Source organism: Oleiagrimonas citrea, assembly GCF_012395255.1.
Taxonomy (GTDB): domain Bacteria; phylum Pseudomonadota; class Gammaproteobacteria; order Xanthomonadales; family Rhodanobacteraceae; genus Oleiagrimonas; species Oleiagrimonas citrea.
This window is the reverse complement of the sequence record NZ_JAAZQD010000003.1, coordinates 216,714-232,911: the sequence shown is the minus strand read 5'-3', so window position 1 is coordinate 232,911 and position 16,198 is coordinate 216,714. Positions and strand designations below refer to the sequence as shown.

Sequence of the window (16,198 nt, the reverse complement as noted above, 5' to 3'; positions counted from 1 at the left end):
GCTGCGCTACGCCGATCATGCGCAGCGAGCTCAGCGGCGGGCCGATGTTCACCTGCCCGCATTGTCAACGCTGACGCTGCGACCAAAGGTCGCTAAGCTTCGCGGCATGGATACGCCGAGCTTCCCGCACCTGATCGACGGCCGCCTGGTCGAGGCCGCGAGCGGCCGCTGGCGCGACGTGCATGAACCGGCCACCGGCCGGGCCTACGCACGCTGCGCCGACGGTGACGCGGCCGATGTCGAACGCGCCGTGGCCGCCGCGACCGCCGCGGCCGCAGACTGGGGGCACCGCCCGACCGGCGAGCGTGCGGCGCTGCTGCGGCGCATGGCCGACCTCGTCGAGCAGCGCCTGGACGCCTTCGCCGCCGCCGAATCGCGCGACAGCGGCAAGCCGGTGTCGCTGGCCCGGCACGTCGACATTCCGCGTGCGGTGGCAAACCTGCGCTTCTTCGCGTCCGCCGTCGAAACCTGGGACGGCGCCTCCCACACCATGCCCGGCCAGGCCCTCAACGTCACCCTGCGCCAACCGCTCGGCGTGGTGGCCTGCATCAGTCCGTGGAACCTTCCGCTGTACCTGTTCACCTGGAAGATCGCCCCGGCCCTGGCCTGCGGCAACACGGTGGTGGCCAAGCCATCCGAGATCACTCCGTGTACGGCGACGATGCTGGCCGAAGTCGCGCTGGAAGCCGGCCTGCCCGCCGGCGTGCTCAACATCGTCCACGGCGAGGGTCCGGCCGTCGGCGCGCCGCTGGTCGCGCACCCGAAGGTAAAGGCGGTCTCGTTCACCGGCTCCACCCGCACCGGCGCGGCCATCGCCGCGGCAACCGCCGCACAGTTCAAGAAAGTGTCGCTGGAGATGGGTGGCAAGAATCCCGCCATCGTGTTCGCCGACGCCGACCTGTCCGACGCCAACCTCGACACCATTGTGCGCTCGGGCTTCGCCAACCAGGGCGAGATCTGCCTGTGCGGCTCGCGCCTGCTGGTACAGCGCTCGATTTATGAAGACTTCCGCACGCGCTACCTGGAACGTGTCGAAGCCTTGCGCACCGGCGACCCGGAAGATCCGGCGAGCGACCTCGGCGCACTGGTCTCCCAAGCGCACTTCGACAAGGTCTCGGCCTGCATCGAGCGTGCGCGCGAGGAAGGCGGCGCGATCCTCTGCGGCGGCGAGGCGGTGCGCCCGTCGGGACGCTGCTCGGAAGGCTGGTTCATCGCCCCCACCGTGATCGAAGGACTGCCCGCCGACTGCGCGACCAACCAGGAAGAGACCTTCGGCCCGGTCGTCACGCTGATCCCGTTCGAGGACGAAACCGACGCGCTGGCCATCGCCAACGGCACCGACTACGGCCTGGCCGCCTCGCTGTGGACGCGCGACATCGATCGCGCCCAGCGCATGGCCGCCGCCCTCGAGTTCGGCATCGTCTGGATCAACTGCTGGATGCTGCGCGATCTGCGCACGCCGTTCGGCGGCGTCAAGCAATCCGGCGTCGGCCGGGAAGGCGGCGTCGAGGCGCTGCGCTTCTTCACCGAGGCCAAGAACGTCTGCATCGCGACGCCGCACACACCGTAACGGCCCGCCCCCTTCTTCTTCACGACTGAAACATTCCCATCAGGAGCGCCCAAAACATGCCACGCATCAAGGAACTGCTCGCCAACAACCAGCAATGGGCCGAGCGCATCCAGGCTGAAGACCCGCATTTCTTCGAGCAGCTCTCAAAGCAGCAGGCACCGAAGTTCCTCTGGGTCGGCTGTTCGGATTCGCGCGTGCCCGCCACGCAGATTGTCGACCTGCCGCCCGGCGAGATCTTCGTCCATCGCAATGTCGCCAATGTCATCGTGCACACCGATCTCAATGCGCTGTCGGTGATCCAGTTCGCGGTCGAGGTGCTGAAAGTCGAACACATTCTGGTGGTCGGTCACTACGCCTGCGGCGGCGTCGGCGCGGTGCTCAAGAAACAGCGTCTGGGCCTGATCGACAACTGGCTGCGGCACGTCGAGGACGTCGCCAACCACCACATCCACGCGCTCGGCGACGAGCTCAGCTTTGAGCAGCGTCACGACCGCCTGTGCGAACTCAACGCCATCGAGCAGGCCATGCACGTGTGCGCCACCACTATCGTGCAAGAAGCCTGGGCCCGCGGCCAGCCACTGCGCGTACATGCCTGGGTATACGGGCTTTCCGACGGGCATATCAACGACCTCGGCCTGGACGTCTCCAGCCTCGAGACTATGGAGACCTCCTACAAGCAGGCGCTCGATACCCTGCAGACCCGCTGGGCGCAGCAGGACGCATGAGCGATATCATCCGCACCGGCACCGCGCCGCCGCCCGTCGGCGCCTACCCGCACGCGCGTCGCGTGGGCGATCTGCTTTTTCTGTCCGGCGTCGGCCCCCGACGCCCGGACGACAACGCCATTCCCGGCAATGAATACGATGCCGATGGCAAACTGATCGCCTATGACATCGAGGCGCAGTGCAAGCAGGTCTTCGCCAACGTGCGCGCGGTACTGGAAGCCAGCGGGGCGCGCTGGGAGGACCTGGTCGACGTGACCGTGTTCCTGACCGACATGGCACGCGACTTCGCCGCCTACAACCGCCTCTACGCCGAGTACTTCAAAGGGGTCGATGCCTGTCGCACCACGCTGGGCATCGATGCGCTGCCGACGCCCATCGCGATCGAGCTGAAGTGCATCGCGGCCCCCAACCGCGCTACACCCTGACCCACGGCCGGCGCATCAGGCGCCGGCGTCGTCCAGACAGGTCTGCAGCAGCCTGCGGATGATTCCCTGCACGCGTTCGGCGCGCTCGGGGAGGTATTCGAAGCTCGCTTCGTCCATGTAGTTGCTCTGCGCCAGCTCCAGCTGCACGGCGTCGACGCCCTCACTGGGCGATCCGTAATGGCGGGTGATGTAGCCACCCTTGAAACGTCCGTCGACCACATGCGTGTAGGCATTCTGACCGCCCAGCACGTCGTCCAGCGCCGCGCACAGATCGGGCCGGCAACTCTCTCCGGCGTTGGTGCCGAGATTGAAATCGGGCAGCCGCCCCGAGAACAGCATCGGCACCACCGCGCGGATGGAGTGCCCTTCCCACAGCACCACCCGACCATGCTGCGCCTTCAGGCGCGCGAGTTCCTCCTGCAACGCCCGATGATACGGGCGCCAGTAGGTCTCCACCCGCGCCGCCACTTCCTCGGCGTCCGGCACTTCGCCGTCCCGGTAGATCGGCTCGCCGTCGAACATGATGGTCGGCACCAGGCCGGTCTCGCTCTGTCCGGGATACAGCGCATGGCCATCCGCGGGTCGATTGAGGTCGACCACATAACGCGAGTGGTGCGGCTGCAGGATGCTCGCCCCCAGTTCGCGCGCGAACGCGTACAGTTGCCCCACGTGCCAATCCGTGTCCGGCGAGCGCTGCGCCGCCGGCGTCATGCGCGCGGCGATCGCGTCGGGAATGCGGCTGCCGTCGTGCGGCAGGCTGACAAGCAGCGGTGCGCTGCCCTGATGCAGAGTGTATGTTTGCATATGCGCATTGTAGCGACCCAATGCATTCGTCGCCCTTGCGCATAGCATCGAGCCGATGCTTGTCAAAATGAGAACATGCCGGGCCCAAAGACGCGACATGCGTCTCACCTCACACCTAGCCACGCATGTTTTGCTTACCACGCTCCAGTGAAGGAGCCGCTATCAAGGAATGTAGCCATGAAAAGGAATGCCTTTCTTTCGCTTGCCGCCATCGCCGTAATCGGATCCATGTCGATGGCCGCGAAGCCCGCTGCTGCGGCCTATCCGTGTTCGTACTGTCAGGATTTCTACGACACGTGTATCGCCGACGGAAATACACCGACCTACTGCCAGGCGAACCTGCCCTCCGGCTGCTCGGTGTATTGCACAGGATTCTCCAACACCGCGCAGAAGATGCAGAAACCGGATGAATCCTCCCTCCGTTCCGCCCTGCTCGCGATGGTCAGCAAGGAATCCCTTCAGCCTGGGAAATGATCTAAGGCCAGAAGCAAGGCCGCCTGATAGGCGGCCTTGTATGTTTTCCCCTGACTCGGATGCATCGTCGTCATGGCGTCTCGGGCCACCTCGCGCCCCACTGTCACCGCCGCGAAGAAATCCGCACGCCAGCAATTCCCCGCAGTCGAACGGAGGACGCGCCAACACCTCGCACGAAATGGTACGGTAGTCGGAACACGTTCCGGATCGCCGTCTGTCGGCGACCGGCGTCCACGCCGCGCGTCGGGTGAAGTCGCCGAACGCGTACATGCCGAAAACGGGACATCCACGCTCGAAATGTAATCCGTACCACCCATGCACGAACCGCACCGCGTGATTCCCTGAACGCGCTCCAGTAAAGGAGCGGCCAGCTTGGAGAAGAAGTCATGAAACGGAATGTATTTCTAGCTCTCGCCGCCATCGTGCTGATCGGTTCGCTGTCGATGATCGCGAGACATGCCGCCGCGGCACGCTCCTGCTCGACATGCCCGGGCACCTACGACGCCTGCATGACTGCCGGCAACACATCTGCGTACTGCGAACAGAATCAGCCGGCCAGCTGCTACGGCTGCGCCGAATCCCTCGACAACACCACGCAGAAGACGCAGAAGCCGGACTCGGCGATCAAACGCTCCGCACGGCTCGGTCTCATCAGCAAGGAATTCCTTCCGTCCGGAAAGGTCGCGTGAATCGAGTCGCTGCCGGGCGACTCTCGGCGCAAGACCGATGAACGATGACCTTTCGTTTTCTCCAAGCGCGTCCGGTCGCGACGCGCGGGCGTGAGACTCAACCGAGCAGAACCAGCTCTTCGGCCGACGTCGGATGAATCGCCACCGTGGCGTCCAGGTCGGCTTTCCGCGCGCCCATCTTCACGGCCACCGCGAACCCTTGCAGCATCTCGTCGCTACCGGGGCCGAAAAGATGCACGCCGACCACGCGTTCCTCTTCGCCGACGCACACCAGCTTCATCAGGCTTCGCTGCGGGTGATCGGACAACGCGGACACCATCGGCGTGAAACGCGACCGATACACGCGCACCGCATCGCCGTAGCGTGACCGAGCCTGCTGCTCGGTATCGCCGACTGCCCCCAGCGGGGGATGCGCGAACACCACGCTGGGAATGTTGCGGTAATCGAGATGCGCCTCCGGATCCGCGCCGAACAGGCGATCCGAAAGCCGACGACCCGCGGCGACAGCAACCGGCGTCAACGCCATGCGGCCGGTGACATCGCCGACCGCATACACTCCCGGCACACTCGTGTTCTGCTGCCCGTCGGTACAGATGTGTCCTTCCGCGTCCAGCGCCAGCGGCACGGTACCCAGGCCGATGTCGTCACTGTTGGGGACGCGGCCCAGCGCCCACAGCACCTGTTCGTACGGCGCCGCCTCACCCGATTCGATCTGGTCGAGATGCAACGCGCCACCTTCGCGACGCACATCGGGGATACCTGCATGCAGATGCACCCCGATACCCTGCGCGCGCATGGAGTCGGCCAGGGCATCGCTCAATTCGTGATCGAAATGGCTGAGCAGAACCGATCGCGCATACAGATCCACGTGGGCTCCCAGCGCATGCAGCACACCGGCCAGTTCACAACCGACGTATCCCCCGCCAATCACCGCCACGCTGTGCGGGCATTCACGCAGCGCGAAGAAATCGTCGGACACCATGCCCGATGCGAAACCCGGCGTGGCCAGCCGGCGCGGCCGACCACCGGTGGCGATCAGCACATGGGGCGCGCACAGCGTTTCGCCCTGCGCATCCACCCGGTCCGCGGCACGCAGATGCCCCCGGGTCGCGATGAGTTCGATGCCGGCCTCGCGGATACGATCCCGGTACACGGCGTGGATCCGTTCGATGTAAGCCTGTCGCCGCGCGACGAAGTGACACCAGTCGAGTGCGCCGGGCGCGATATCGAAACCGAACTCGCGAGCACGCTGCACATCCTCGGCCGCCTGAGCGGCGTACCACATGGCTTTCTTCGGCACGCAGCCGAGGTTCACGCATGTGCCGCCGAGCGAGCCCGGCTCCAGCAGCGCGACCCGCGCGCCGTGTCGAGCGGCGCGAAAGGCGGATGCCAGTCCGCCCGAACCGGCGCCGAGCACGATGTAGTCGAAGGTGCGCATGCTCGTTCCTGCGTCGCCCCCGCTCAAAGCCGGAACCGCGCCGGTCGGAAGGCGCGGATGTCGATGTCCGGCGCGACGCCGCGGCACAGCGCCGTGACGATCTCCGCCGTCCCCGCCGCCATGCTCATGCCGAGCATGCCGTGCGCAGTGGCGAAGATCAGATTCGACCAGCGCCGGCTCTCGCCGATGATCGGCAGCTGATCGACACTCATAGGCCGCCACCCCCACCACATTTCCTGCAGCACCGGACCGGAGGTCTCGTGCAGATACGCGTCGGCCGCGCGGCGGATCGCCTTGATCCGCGACTCGTTCAGCTGGGTATCGTAGCCACTGAATTCCATGGTTCCGCCAAGCCGGAATCCGGACGACCATGCAACTGCGCACACCCCCTTCTCGCTCAGCATCAACGGCCGCGAGGGCGCGCGCGACGGGCGACTCCAGGTCAGCGAATAGCCCTTCCCCGGCTGCATCGGCAGGCGCATGCCGAACATGCGGCCGACCTGCGGCGACCATGCGCCGAGCGCCATGACCATGCGCTCACCGGCATATACCCCTCGATGCGTGCGAACGGCCTCGACCTGGCGACCGTTCGCGTGCACGCGCTCGATGCGTGCGCTTTCCTCAATCACGCCGCCCAGCTCGCGCACCCGCCGCGCCAGTTCGGCAACGAACGCCTCCGGGCGCAGATGTGCATCGTCGGGATGGAAGTACGCACCGGCCATGCCGGGCTTCAGAGCAGGCTCCATGGCCTGGAGTTCGTCGTCGTCGCAGGCTCTCGCCTCGATACCGAGACGCTCCAGCCATTGCGCGTGACCGCTTGCTGCGCGAAACGCCTGCGCATCGCGATAGACGTACAGCGTCCCGCGTGCGCTGAATTCGCAGGCCAGCGACATCTCATCGATCCACGACTGCGTCAGCTCCATCGAGCTGCGCAGCAACGTGGCGCGAGCCACGGCCGCCTCCTCTGCGCGTGCACGGCGCCCCTGCCGCGCCAGACGCGCCAGCCACAGGAAGCGCGCCAGTTCCGGACGCGGATGGATATGCAACGGCGCATCACGCTGCGCCATCTGCGCGAAAGCGCGGCGCAAAGCCCCTGGGGTTAGAAGCGGGATTGCATGGCTGGGCGTGAGCGTGCCGCAGTTGCCGTGCGAAGCACCGCCGCCGACCGTGCCCTGCTCGACGATGCGCACTGTCGCACCGGCCTGCAACAGGCGCAGCGCACAGGCCAGGCCGATCACGCCACCCCCGAGGACCAGGACATCACTACGCTGCGTTGCCATGGCTTCATTCTAACCATGCTTGACGACCGGTACGCGCTGGCCGAATGGCTAGCCCGGCACGACCCGGCGAAGACCGCGCGGCGTCAGTCCGCGTTCCAGGCCTTCGAACAGTCCCTGCACCAGCAAGGCCAGCACCGCCGCCGGCACCGCGCCCTGCAGAATCAGACCAAGATCGTCGAGACGGATGCCAGTGAGGATCGGCTGCCCGTAGCCGCCCGCGCCGATCAGCGCACCCAGCGTCGCGGTGCCGACATTGATGACCGCGGCGATCTTGACGCCGGCCAGGATCGAACGCAGCGCCAGCGGCAGCTCGATCCGCAGCAGACGTACCCGAGCGGGCAACCCCATCACCGCTGCCGATTCCAGCAGCGACGGTTCGATACCGACCAGGCCGGCATGCGTATTGCGGACGATCGGCAGCAGGCTGTACAGGAACAGCGCCGCGATCGCCGGCCCGGCACCGATGCCGAACAGCGGGATCATGAAGACGAACATGGCCAGCGATGGAACTGTCTGCAGCACGCCAGTCAAGGCCATCACCGCGTGTCCCAGCCGGCGCCAGCGCGCGGCCAGCACACCCAGCGGCACCGCCAGAAGCAGGGCCAGCCCCAGGGAGATGCCGACCAGAACCAGATGCTCGCGGGTCCGCTGGAAGATCCGCGCCGCGACACCCTGCGAAACCACCGGTGCTTCGAGATCGAGAAACGCGGCAGCCGTCTGCGTCTCGCTGCGCCCATGCAGTTTCACGGCGGCATTCATGCGCTGCATCGCCTGCACGTCAATCCGGCCTGCCAGTTGCCGCAGCACCTCGATCGCACCGGGCGCTCGCCGGGCCAGATCGAGGCGGTACAGAAACACCGCCTGATAGGGCGGAAAGTAGTGACGATCATCGCGTAGCACGCGCAGGTGGTAATAAGGAATCTCGGCGTCCGTCGTATAGACGTCCGTGAGATCGATCGCGCCGCGGGTCAATGCACGATAGGCAAGATCATGGTCCATGCCGCGCACCTGCGTCTGCGGCAGACCGTAGGCACGACGCAACCCTTTCCAGCCGTCGTCGCGATCCATGAATTCGTTGGAAAATCCGAACTGCAGCCGCGGATGCGCGCGCAGATCGGAAATCGTGGCGATGCCCAGCGCGGAAGCGCGAGCGGACGACATGCCGAGCGCGTAGCGATCCTCGAACCCCAGCGAATCGGTGATGCCGATGCCCAGTCCGCGCAGACGCTTGCGCAACACAGGGATGCCGGCGTTGGCGCGCATCCCCGGCAGCAACTCCTGCACCAGCGTGCCGGTGTATTCGGGATAGGCGTCGATGTCGCCTTCGCGCAGCGCACGCCAGAGGATGCGCGTACCGCCCAGGCCGCGGCGATGCCGTGCCGATAGACCGTGCTCGCGCAGCGACAGACGCGCCACCTCGCCCAGCACCACTGATTCGGTGAACGCCTTGGAGCCGATGCGAACCGGCTGTGGATTCGCCGCCCGCGCCAGACCGACGGCCAGCAGCGCCATCCCCATCGCCGCGATGAACCGGCGCATCATGCCGAAGCCTCGGGAAGACGCCGGGCACTGTCGAGAAAGCGCCGCACGTACGCGCTCGCCGGATCGCGCTGCAGGTCGGCCAACGTTCCGTCCTGCACGATGCGTCCGTCATGCATCAGCACAAGACGCGACGCCAGCCACGCCGCCTCGGCCACATCATGCGTGACCAGAATCACGGTCTTGTCGAGCGTCTCGAAAATCGTCCGCAACTGCGACTGCAGCTCGTGCCGCACGATGGGGTCGAGCGCACCCAGCGGTTCGTCCAGAAGCAGCGCCGGCGGGTCTGTCATCAACGCACGCATCAACGCCACGCGCTGGCGCTGCCCGCCGGAAAGCTCAGCGGGATAGCGCTGCATGACGGACACCGGCAGACGCACCAGCTCGGCCAGCTCGGCGCACCGCCCCGCGATGCGCGTCTGCGTCCAGCCCAGGTAACGCGGCTGCAGCGCCAGATTGCCTTGCGCGGTGAGATGCGGGAACAGGCCGCCTTCCTGAATGACGTAGCCCAGACGCAGTCGAGCCGACTGCAACGACGCCGAAGTCAGGGGCTTGCCATCGACCCGCACCTTGCCACGATCGGGTCGCACCAAACCGGTCAGAAGACGCAGTACGGTGGATTTGCCGCTGCCACTGCTGCCGATCAAGGCACAGACCCGACCGCGGGCGAAACGCAGCGACAGATCCTCCAGCGCCACGACGCCGGGATAGCTCTTCTGGACCCGATCCAGCTCGAACATCGGCGTCGAAGACGCTTGCGTGCCGGCTTGCCCCTGTTCGGTCGGTGTCGCCTCCATGTCCGGCATGATACCCGGCCATCGTCGCCGTGCATGCCGGCTTTTTGCCGATATTGCGCCACCACTTGGCATTGTTCCTGCATGACTCCACACGTTTCCTACGGAGTTTTCGCCATGCACATGTCCACCCCGGAAATCCTGCTTGCTCTGCGCGCTCCCGACAGCGGCTGGCTGGGCGTTCTGGCCACGGTGCTCGACGAAGCCAACCAGGACCCCCGTTTCGACGCGACCCAGCGCGAGATCCTGTGCCAGTTGCTGGACCAGGCGCGCATGCCGCGCGAGATCGGCGATGCCGCGCGCCATCGCGCCGCCGTGTTCGAGACCGAAATCATCCGCGACTGCCAGGCCGCCAAGGAATCCGCCGCGCGCACGAGTGCCCCGGAGCGTCCCAAACTGACGCTGGTTGGCAAGATGGCGAGCTGAAACGGCCCCACTCTTGCGCAAGACTTTAAGTCTTTGACGCAAGCCCTTGATTTGATACCCTCGAAGCACACCGCTTCGGGGGTTTTTCATGCCCACACGTTCCGCCCCGGTCCTGATCGTGCCCGCATCGCCGCGCAACCGCCTTTCCATGTACGTCGCGCGCGCAGCGGGCGTCGGTGCGCTGATGCTGCTCGCCGCCTGCGCCAGCGCGCCGCATCGCACGCCTGCCGTCCACGCGACTGCGCCGGTCGCGACCGGCATTCCGGAGCAACCACCCGAACGGCAGGCCGAGGACGTGCTGTTCCATGCCATCGGTCTGGTCGGCACACCCTACCGTTGGGGCGGCAACACGCCGGACAGCGGATTCGACTGCAGCGGGCTGGTCGATTACGTGTTCCGCACATCGGCCGGACTGAAACTGCCGCGCACCTCGCGCGAGATGTCGCGGCTGTCTGCGCCCAAGATCAAGCGCACGAACCGACTGGCCACGGGCGACCTGCTGTTTTTCCGCACCAGCATGCATCGCATCAGCCATGTGGCGATCTATGTCGGCAAGGGTCGCTTCGTGCACGCGCCGAACAGCGGCGGCACGGTGCGTCTGGACAACCTGGACAACCCGTACTGGAGCCGCCACTTCGCCTTCGCGCGCCGCGTGCTCGACTGATTCGCGCTCCTGCGGCACATCACGCTTGCGCCGCGACGACCGCGCGCCCACCATGGGACACGTCCCGATCATGCACGCATGATTGCCGCACGCCATGGAGGATCCACGCATGACACGCATGTCCCGCTCCGCCCTCTGGTCCGTCCTGCTCGGCGCCGCCATGGTCACGCCCGGCTGCGCGGCACCATCCGAACACGTGGCACTGACAGCGCTGGGCACGCTCGACGATCACCAGTTGGCCCAGCGTCTCGGACTCGGCGCGGATGGCGGTCTGGTCGCCCAGAGCGCACCGCTCGCATCCGCGCAGGGCACCACGATGCAGCGCATGCAACAGACCTACCACGGCATTCCCGTGCGCGACCGCGGCGTAGTGGTCGAACGCGACGCCGAGGGCCGCATCGTCAGCGTGCGCGGGGACCTGGAGCGACACCTGTCCGAACGCCTCGCGCATCCCGAGGCGAAGATCACTCCGCAGCAGGCCATCGAATCGCTGCGTCGGCACCAGGACCTCGACGCCGGTGCGGAGCTGCAGAACGTTCGGCAGCAGCTGATCATCGATCCGCGCGGCGAAACGCCCAGACTGGTGTACGAGGTGTCTTTCTTCGTCACCACGGACGATCATCCGCAGCGTCCCACGGGAACCATCGACGCAAGCAACGGCGAGGTGCTGCAGGCCTGGGACGGTCTGACCACCGGAGACAGCGCGGAAGGTTCGCGACGCAGCGGCGGCTTCGTCGGTCCGCGCCCGTCATCCAGCGACGGCGTGAACTGATTCCGTCTACAGCATCGTTGCGGCGAAGGTGTTGCAGCGCGCGATGTCGCCCGCAGCAAAGCCGGTCCGGAACCAGCGCACGCGCTGCGCGGAGGTTCCATGAGTGAAGGAGTCGGGCATCACGCGTCCGCGCGCGCGCCGCTGCAACGTGTCGTCGCCGATATGGCTGGCCGCGTCCAGCGCGGCTTCAATGTCGCCCGGCTGCAGCCACTGCAGCTGCCGCTGTGCACGGTTCGCCCAGACGCCAGCGAAGCAATCGGCCTGCAACTCCTGCCGTACCGACAACCCTTCCGCGCCCTGCATCGCCGCACCGCGCGCACGCGCCTGGTCCACCTTGCGCATGACGCCGAGCAGGTTCTGCACGTGATGCCCGACCTCGTGCGCGATGACGTAGGCGCGGGCGAAGTCCGCGGTCGAAGCGTTGAGTTGCGAACCCATCTGATCGAAGAAGCCCACGTCCAGGTACACCTGACGATCCCCGGGACAGTAGAACGGCCCGACCGCGGACGATGCGGCACCGCACGCCGTCCGCACGCTGCCACGGAACAGCACCAGACGCGGCGGTTGATAACGCCCGCCCAGGCCCTGGAAGACGCCGCTCCAGACATCCTCGGTGCTGCCCAGCACGCGCTGCACGAATTCGGTCTGCGTGTCGTCGGCCGGCGCGCTCGTCTGCGGCGCATCGGCGCCGCTCTGCGACGTGCCGCCATCGCCGAGCAGGGCGGTCGGATCCTTGAAGAAGATCCAGCCCAGAATCAGCATGACGATCAGTCCGCCGATGCTCATCGGCCGCCCTCGAAGCCCGCGTCCGCCCCCAGTGGAGCGCACCACGTTGTCGCTGCGTCGACCCTTGCGCCAGAGCATGCCGCCACCCCACTACGCCGGATTGTCTGCGCACCGTAGCTCGATTGCCTGTGGCATGCCAGCGTGCGGGCTTCGCTTGTACGCGCCGGACATCCGGTCCATAGTCGGAGGCTGTTGTGTCCCGCGCCCGACGGTCGCGCACGACACGGCTGCGAAGGCCGCGGACACTCCTTGCCTGATCTCGACGGGAGGAGACGCATGAACGACGCGACCACCACGGTGGACCCCAACGCGACCGACGACCACCGCCTGCGGCGCGACATCGGCATCATCGGCCTGCTGTTCACCGCCGTGGGTTCGATCATCGGTTCCGGCTGGCTGTTCGGTGCGCTGAGCGCAGCGCAGATCGCCGGCCCAGCCTCGATCCTGGCCTGGGGCATCGGCGGCGTGATGATCATCCTGATCGGCCTGTGCTACGCCGAACTGGGCACGATGTTTCCGGTCTCCGGCGGCGTGGTGCGCTTTCCGCACTTCGCCTTCGGCTCCTTCGCCAGCTATACGCTGGGCTGGATCACCTGGCTGGCGGTCGCCTCGACCACGTCCATCGAAGTCCTGGCCGCGCTGCAGTACTCAACCAACTACCTGCCCTGGCTGCAGCACCTGCAGGACGGCGTGCCGGTGCTGACCGGCGCGGGCTTCGCCGTCGCGGTCGCGATGCTGGCGCTGTTCAGTCTGATCAACGTGGTCGGCATCCGCTGGTTCGCGCGTCTCAACAACGCCATGGTGTGGTGGAAGCTCGTCATCATCGTGGTGGTGATCGTCGCCTTCCTAATGACCTCGTTCGACGGCGCCAACTTCGCCGGCGGCGCGCAGGACCACAGCGACGCCGGCGGCTTCATGCCGTTCGGCTGGAGCGGCGTGTTCGCCTCCATCGCCACCGCCGGCATCGTGTTCTCGTACCTCGGCTTCCGCCAGGGCGTGGAACTGGCTGGCGAAACGCACAATCCGCAGCGCAATGTGCCCATCGCCATCATCGGCTCGGTGCTGATCACCGGCGTCATCTACGTCGCGCTGCAGATCGCCTTCATCGGCGCGCTGCCGCCGGGCGCGCTGGTCAACGGCTGGGCGCACATCGGTACCAGCTTCAGCGGCGGCCTGGACCACATCGCCGCGACCTACGGTCCGCTGGCGGCGATGGCCACGGTCATGGGCCTGACCTGGCTGGCCGTGCTGCTGTACATCGACGCCTTCATCTCCCCCGCCGACACCGGACTCATCTACACCACGGTGACCGCACGCATCTCCTACGCCATGGGCCGCAACGGCAACGCGCCGGCGGCGCTGGCCAAGGTCAGCCAGCGCGGTGTGCCGTGGGTCAGTGTGATCGTCACCTTCGTCGCCGGCATGATCTTCCTGCTGCCCTTCCCCGGCTGGCAGAAACTGGTCGGCTTCGTCACCTCGGCCACGGTGCTGTCGTTCGGCTCCGGGCCGCTGGCACTGATCGCCATGCGTCGCCAGCTGCCGGCGCAGCGACGGCCATTCCGTCTCCCCGCCGTACACATCCTGGCCTTTCTCGGCTTCCTGTCGTCCAACCTGATCGTCTACTGGTCGGGCTGGGACACCGTGTGGAAATTGATGATCGCGGTGCTGATCGGCTACGTCGTGCTGCTGCTGCACGAATGGCGCAGTCGCGGCAACACGCCGCGCCTGGAACTGGCGTCCGGCGCCTGGGTGCCGCTGTGGCTGGCCGGACTGGCACTGATCAGCTGGCTCGGGGAATACCCGGCGCTGAACAAGCATGCGGGCAATCTCGGACTCATCGGTTTCGGCTGGGCCATCCTGGTGGTGGCGGTTTTCTCGCTGCTCATCATGTGGATCGCGACGTCGATGCGTCTGCCCACCGAACGCGTCGAGGAACACCTGCGCGAACCGGTGCCCGAGAAAACCGAACAACTCGGCGAGCCGAGTCCCTGAGCTCCCATTCACCGTGTAGGATGCGGGGTCATCCTGCTCACGTCATCGAACAAGGACTGCCATGCTCACGCTGCTTCCCGAACTGGTCACCGCGCTCACCGTATTCCTGCTGCTGTTCACTGCATTCAAGGTCGGTCAGGCGCGCGGCAAGCATGGGGTCAAGGCGCCGGCCATCAGCGGCCATCCCGACTTCGAGCGTGCCTGGCGCGTGCAGATGAACACGCTGGAGGCCAGCGTGATGTTCCTGCCTTCGCTGTGGCTGGCCGCTCACTACGGCAATCCGGGCATCGCCGGCATCCTCGGCCTGATCTGGTGGATGGCGCGAAGCTGGTATGCCGCGGCCTATCTTCGTGACGCCGCGCGACGCCACGTGCCCTTCACCATCGGATTGCTGGTGACGGTCGTGCTGGCGGCCTGGGGATTGATCGCGGTGCTGCGCGCCATGTGGGTGCTGTCCTGACCCCGTTTCCGGGCACGACACACCCCGTCACGGAGCACCCGACATGGAAGATCACTCGATCGAACTGCCCGCGGTGGAGTCACCGCCGACCCCACCCGCACCGCGAGCGCCCCGCCTGCGCATGGCGCTGGGCGCCATCGCGCTCTACTTCCTGATCCAGGCCGGCGTCGGCTTCGTGGTCGGCATGGTCTTCATGATCGTGCAGATCGCCACTACCGGCGTGCACGATCCGAAAATCGCCCTGCACGACCCGAACGTGCGCACGATGCTGCTGCTGATCATTCTGCCGCTGTCGTGCCTGCTCTCGGTGTTCGTGTTCCGCAAGGGCTACCGCAACTCCTGGCGCATACCCGGTGCCGGCGGTCTCGCCGTGCGGCCGATCCCGGCGGCGCAATTCAGCATGCAGGTGCTGCTGGGACTCGGCACGGCCATCGTCGGTGGCATGCTGACCTACCTGCTGTCGCGCGGTCACCCGGTCGGCCAGGACATCAGCCAACTGATGCAGCAGACCTCGCTGCCCATGAAGGTCGGCCTGGGGCTGATCGTGGTCAGCGTGGTGCCGCTGGCGGAGGAAATCCTGTTCCGCGGCATCCTGCTGCCGGCCCTGATGCGGCACATGCCGGTCGCGCTGGCGGTGGGCATCGACGCCAGCCTGTTCGCCGCCATCCACCTGCCCGACCTCGGCTGGAAGCCACAAGGGCTGCTGGCGCTGGGTCTGGTCGGCCTGGTGTGCTGCTGGCGCCGGCTGAAGACCGGATCGGTCTACAGCGCCGTGGCCGTGCACGCGGGCAACAATCTGCTGGCCATGGTCATGCTGATCGCCGCCGGCCACCACTGAGACGACGCCAGCGTGGGTTCAGCATGAGCGCCTAGACTGGAACGGTGCGAAACCACTGGTGGGGTACGCGCCATGAAACAGCACTGGGATTTCTTCAAGGACAGCGACTCGTCGTTCGGCCTGTTCTACCCGCTTCACTACACCATGGCCGCATTCGAGGTCGACACGCACGCCGAGCGGGCGCGACAGCGTTTTCTCGAGGACGGCTTCGCCGAAGACGACGTCGCCACGGCCTCCGGCCCCTTCGTCGCGGACCGACTCGAATCCATGGACGACGCCAATTGGTTCGACCGCCTCCGCGCGCAACTGGCCGACCTCGTCGGCACCGAGACCGGCTACCTGCAGGACGACCGCAAACTGGCACAGCGCGGCGGCGCTTTCCTGTTCGTCTACACGCCGGACCAGGACCGCATCGACCGTGCACATGCGCTGATCGAACGGTTGCACCCGATCTACGCGCGGCGCTATCACTACGCCGGCATCGAAAATATCCGCTACCCGGCACAGTCCAAACTGTAGGCG

Annotated in this window: 18 protein-coding genes; 12 read left to right on the top strand and 6 right to left on the bottom strand. The window is 66.5% G+C overall.

The genetic code is table 11. The features are described 5' to 3' along the window. Nucleotides 1-106 precede the first annotated feature (106 nt). From HF690_RS08145 to HF690_RS08135, 3 genes are read left to right on the top strand one after another with little or no spacing between them, the layout of a single operon-like run. Nucleotides 107-1,570, top strand: coding sequence for an aldehyde dehydrogenase (locus tag HF690_RS08145; protein ID WP_168609103.1), 1,464 nt, complete (start codon nt 107-109; stop codon nt 1,568-1,570). Nucleotides 1,571-1,626: 56 nt separating this feature from the next. Then, nucleotides 1,627-2,295, top strand: a complete 669-nt coding sequence (can, locus tag HF690_RS08140; protein WP_113064617.1) for a carbonate dehydratase — start codon at nt 1,627-1,629, stop codon at nt 2,293-2,295. After that, the gene (locus tag HF690_RS08135; RefSeq protein WP_168609102.1) at nt 2,292-2,720 is read left to right on the top strand and encodes a RidA family protein; all 429 of its coding nucleotides are present in this window, start codon (nt 2,292-2,294) and stop codon (nt 2,718-2,720) included. Before can ends, HF690_RS08135 begins: the two co-directional genes overlap by 4 nt. A gap of 15 nt (nt 2,721-2,735) precedes the next feature. On the opposite strand, the gene hutG is transcribed toward HF690_RS08135, so the two are convergent. Beyond that, complete coding sequence (hutG, locus tag HF690_RS08130; RefSeq protein WP_168609101.1) at nt 2,736-3,524, bottom strand: N-formylglutamate deformylase; 789 nt, start codon at nt 3,522-3,524, stop codon at nt 2,736-2,738. Between the two features lie 177 nt (nt 3,525-3,701). Between hutG and HF690_RS08125 the strand changes: the two genes are divergently transcribed. Further along, nucleotides 3,702-3,998 carry a hypothetical protein gene (locus HF690_RS08125; protein WP_168609100.1) on the top strand — a complete coding sequence of 99 codons (297 nt, stop codon included), beginning with the start codon at nt 3,702-3,704 and terminating at the stop codon, nt 3,996-3,998. A gap of 386 nt (nt 3,999-4,384) precedes the next feature. Continuing rightward, nucleotides 4,385-4,687 carry a hypothetical protein gene (locus HF690_RS08120; RefSeq protein WP_146742291.1) on the top strand — a complete coding sequence of 101 codons (303 nt, stop codon included), beginning with the start codon at nt 4,385-4,387 and terminating at the stop codon, nt 4,685-4,687. Between the two features lie 97 nt (nt 4,688-4,784). Here HF690_RS08120 and gorA read toward each other — a convergent pair whose 3' ends face one another. The 4 genes from gorA to HF690_RS08100 are packed head-to-tail and all read right to left on the bottom strand — an operon-like array spanning nt 4,785 to nt 9,684. After that, a complete protein-coding gene (gene gorA / locus HF690_RS08115; RefSeq protein ID WP_168609099.1) occupies nt 4,785-6,125 on the bottom strand; it encodes a glutathione-disulfide reductase in 1,341 nt (446 codons plus the stop codon). Nucleotides 6,126-6,148: 23 nt separating this feature from the next. Next, the gene (locus HF690_RS08110) at nt 6,149-7,405 is read right to left on the bottom strand and encodes an NAD(P)/FAD-dependent oxidoreductase (RefSeq protein WP_168609098.1); all 1,257 of its coding nucleotides are present in this window, start codon (nt 7,403-7,405) and stop codon (nt 6,149-6,151) included. A gap of 48 nt (nt 7,406-7,453) precedes the next feature. Beyond that, nucleotides 7,454-8,947, bottom strand: coding sequence for an ABC transporter permease/substrate-binding protein (locus HF690_RS08105; protein ID WP_168609097.1), 1,494 nt, complete (start codon nt 8,945-8,947; stop codon nt 7,454-7,456). Next, nucleotides 8,944-9,684 (bottom strand): ATP-binding cassette domain-containing protein, encoded by a 741-nt coding sequence (locus tag HF690_RS08100; protein WP_168609326.1) that lies wholly within the window; start codon nt 9,682-9,684, stop codon nt 8,944-8,946. The genes HF690_RS08105 and HF690_RS08100 overlap by 4 nt, the downstream gene beginning before the upstream one ends. A 171-nt stretch (nt 9,685-9,855) precedes the next feature. Here HF690_RS08100 and HF690_RS08095 point away from each other — a divergent pair, with 171 nt between their 5' ends. The 3 genes from HF690_RS08095 (at nt 9,856) to HF690_RS08085 (ending at nt 11,600) form a co-directional block, all read left to right on the top strand. Continuing rightward, nucleotides 9,856-10,164, top strand: a complete 309-nt coding sequence (locus tag HF690_RS08095; protein ID WP_168609096.1) for a hypothetical protein — start codon at nt 9,856-9,858, stop codon at nt 10,162-10,164. 88 nt (nt 10,165-10,252) lie between these two features. Next, entirely contained in the window at nt 10,253-10,828 is a 576-nt protein-coding gene (locus HF690_RS08090) for a C40 family peptidase (RefSeq protein ID WP_240151686.1), read from the top strand. Nucleotides 10,829-10,937: 109 nt separating this feature from the next. Then, nucleotides 10,938-11,600 carry a PepSY domain-containing protein gene (locus HF690_RS08085; RefSeq protein WP_205300816.1) on the top strand — a complete coding sequence of 221 codons (663 nt, stop codon included), beginning with the start codon at nt 10,938-10,940 and terminating at the stop codon, nt 11,598-11,600. Between the two features lie 6 nt (nt 11,601-11,606). Here the strand turns inward: HF690_RS08085 and ypfJ are convergent, their stop codons facing one another. Next, nucleotides 11,607-12,464, bottom strand: coding sequence for a KPN_02809 family neutral zinc metallopeptidase (gene ypfJ, locus HF690_RS08080; protein WP_168609094.1), 858 nt, complete (start codon nt 12,462-12,464; stop codon nt 11,607-11,609). 198 nt (nt 12,465-12,662) lie between these two features. On the opposite strand from ypfJ, the gene HF690_RS08075 reads away from it, so the two are divergent. The 4 genes from HF690_RS08075 to HF690_RS08060 all read left to right on the top strand — a co-directional run bounded on the left by HF690_RS08075 (nt 12,663) and on the right by HF690_RS08060 (nt 16,195). Next, nucleotides 12,663-14,378, top strand: coding sequence for an APC family permease (locus HF690_RS08075; protein WP_168609093.1), 1,716 nt, complete (start codon nt 12,663-12,665; stop codon nt 14,376-14,378). Between the two features lie 61 nt (nt 14,379-14,439). Beyond that, nucleotides 14,440-14,838: an MAPEG family protein gene (locus tag HF690_RS08070; RefSeq protein ID WP_168609092.1), complete on the top strand. Its 399-nt coding sequence runs from the start codon at nt 14,440-14,442 to the stop codon at nt 14,836-14,838. A 43-nt stretch (nt 14,839-14,881) separates the two neighbouring features. Next, nucleotides 14,882-15,676 (top strand): CPBP family intramembrane glutamic endopeptidase, encoded by a 795-nt coding sequence (locus HF690_RS08065; RefSeq protein WP_168609091.1) that lies wholly within the window; start codon nt 14,882-14,884, stop codon nt 15,674-15,676. Between the two features lie 72 nt (nt 15,677-15,748). Further along, a complete protein-coding gene (locus HF690_RS08060; protein WP_113064603.1) occupies nt 15,749-16,195 on the top strand; it encodes a hypothetical protein in 447 nt (148 codons plus the stop codon). Nucleotides 16,196-16,198 lie beyond the last annotated feature (3 nt).